Source organism: Streptomyces sp. NRRL WC-3549 (genome assembly GCF_000721935.1).
Lineage (GTDB): Bacteria > Actinomycetota > Actinomycetes > Streptomycetales > Streptomycetaceae > Streptomyces.
The window spans coordinates 62,863-65,012 of record NZ_KL585420.1 but is presented as its reverse complement, the minus strand read 5'-3'; the positions used below and the strand labels follow the sequence as shown (position 1 = coordinate 65,012).

At 72.9% G+C, this 2,150-nt stretch carries 1 protein-coding gene and 1 pseudogene; both read left to right on the top strand.

Translation table 11 applies throughout. The features are described from left to right. Nucleotides 1-11 precede the first annotated feature (11 nt). Nucleotides 12-362 (top strand): annotated as a pseudogene (locus IH13_RS0124805) (SDR family NAD(P)-dependent oxidoreductase); the annotation flags it as partial. Continuing rightward, complete coding sequence (locus IH13_RS0124800; protein WP_031088008.1) at nucleotides 359-2,026, top strand: class I adenylate-forming enzyme family protein; 1,668 nt, start codon at nucleotides 359-361, stop codon at nucleotides 2,024-2,026. The pseudogene IH13_RS0124805 and the gene IH13_RS0124800, both read left to right, overlap by 4 nt. Nucleotides 2,027-2,150 lie beyond the last annotated feature (124 nt).

Below are 2,150 nucleotides of genomic sequence, written 5' to 3'. Positions count from 1 at the left end.
GTGTATAAGAGACAGGGGCCGCCCCGTACAGCGTCACCAAGCACGGCGCCGTCGCTTTCGCCGAGTGGCTCTCCCTGACCTACCGGCACCGGGGGATCAAGGTCCACGCGATCTGTCCGCAGGGCGTACGCACCGACATGCTCACGGCCGCCGGAACGGCGGGCGACCTGGTGCTCGCCCCCACCGCGATCGAACCCGAGGCCGTCGCCGACGCCCTGTTCGACGCCATGGAGCAGAACCGCTTCCTGGTGCTGCCGCACCCCGAGGTCGCCGGGTACTACCGGGCCCGCGCCAAGGACCCCGACCAGTGGATCGGCGGCATGAACCATCTCCAGCGGAAATGGGAGGAGACCGGCGCATGACCGAGTCGATCTACGCGGCCAGGCCCTGGACGGCCCTGCTCAGCGAGGCGCAGCTCGCGCCCGTCCACCCGGCCGAGACCCTGGTGCACGCCTTCCGCGCGGCCGTCGACCGCGCCCCGGACCGCACCGCGCTCGCCTACTTCGACGGACGCCTCAGCTACCGCGAGGCCGACGCGCTGTCCGACTCGGTGGCCGGCCACCTCGCCCGGCAGGGGCTGGAGCGCGGCGACCGGGTGGCGGTCATGCTGCAGAACACGCCGCACTTCGTGCTGGCGCTGCTCGGCGCGTGGAAGGCCGGCGCCACCGTCGTGCCGCTCAACCCCATGTACAAGGCCGGCGAGGCCGGCCACGTCCTCGACGACGCGGGCGTGCGGGCACTCGTCTGCTCCGAGCGGGCCTGGGCGTCCTACCTGCGGGCCGCCGCCGAGGCCGCGTCCGGCGTGCGCATCGTCCTCACCGCCTGCGAACGCGACCTCCAGTCCACCGACGACCCCCGGGTGCTCGGCTTCGAACGGCTGCCCGCCCCCGGCCCCGACGACCCGGCCGCCGACCTGGTGGCCGTCGCCCGGCAGGGCCACGCGGCGCCCGAGGGCCGGGCACTCGCCGCCGGCGACACCGCTCTGATCAGCTACACCTCCGGGACCAGCGGCACCCCCAAGGGCGCCATGAACTCCCACGGCAACATCATGGTCAACGCCGAGCGGCAGCGGGCCGGCCACCCCGTCGAGGAGGGCTCCGCCTACTTCGCGCTCGCCCCGCTCTTCCACATCACCGGCATGGTGTGCCAGCTCGCCGCCTGCGTCGCCAACGCCGGAACCCTGGTGCTCGCCCACCGCTTCGAGGCGGGCGTCGTCCTGGACGCCTTCGCCGAGCACCGCCCCGCCTACACCGTGGGCCCCTCGACCGCCTTCATGGCGCTGGCGGCGCACCCGGAGGCCACGCCGGAGCACTTCGCCTCCTTCAAGGTGATCTCCTCGGGCGGCGCACCGCTGCCGCCCGCCCTGGTCGAGAGGTTCCGCGACGGCTTCGGGCCGTACCTGCGCAACGGTTACGGCCTCACCGAGTGCACGGCCCCCTGCGCCTCCGTGCCACCGGAGCGCGAGGCCCCCGTCGACCCCGCCTCCGGGACGCTCTCCGTCGGCGTGCCCGGTCCCGACACCGTGGTCCGGATCACCGACGAGAACGGCGACGACGTCCCCTTCGGCGAGCTGGGCGAGATCGCCGTACGCGGACCCCAGGTCGTCTCCAGCTACTGGAACCTCCCCGAGGCCACCGAGGCCGCCTTCCCGGACGGCGAGCTGCGCACCGGCGACATCGGCTTCATGGACGCCCAGGGCTGGCTCTACGTCGTCGACCGCAAGAAGGACATGATCAACGCCTCCGGCTTCAAGGTGTGGCCCCGGGAGGTGGAGGACGTCCTCCACACCCACCCGGCGGTCCGCGAGGCGGCGGTCGTCGGCGTCCCCGACGCCTACCGAGGAGAGAGCGTCCGGGCCTACGTCAGCCTCCGTCCCGGAGCCGAGGCGGACCCCGCCGCACTGAGCGCGTACTGCGAGGAACGGCTCGCCGCGTACAAGTACCCGCGCGAGGTGGAGATCCTGGCGGAGCTCCCCAAGACGGCAAGTGGGAAGATTCTGAGGCGGGAACTGCGTTCACCCCGCTAGAGCGTGTTCCGGCGGCGGAACACGCCCAGACGGAGCAGCGAGACGGTCCGGTACAGGACGGAAGGACAGGTGGCGACAGTGGCCAAGGCGATGGACGGGGACGGGGCACCCGTCCCCCAGAGGC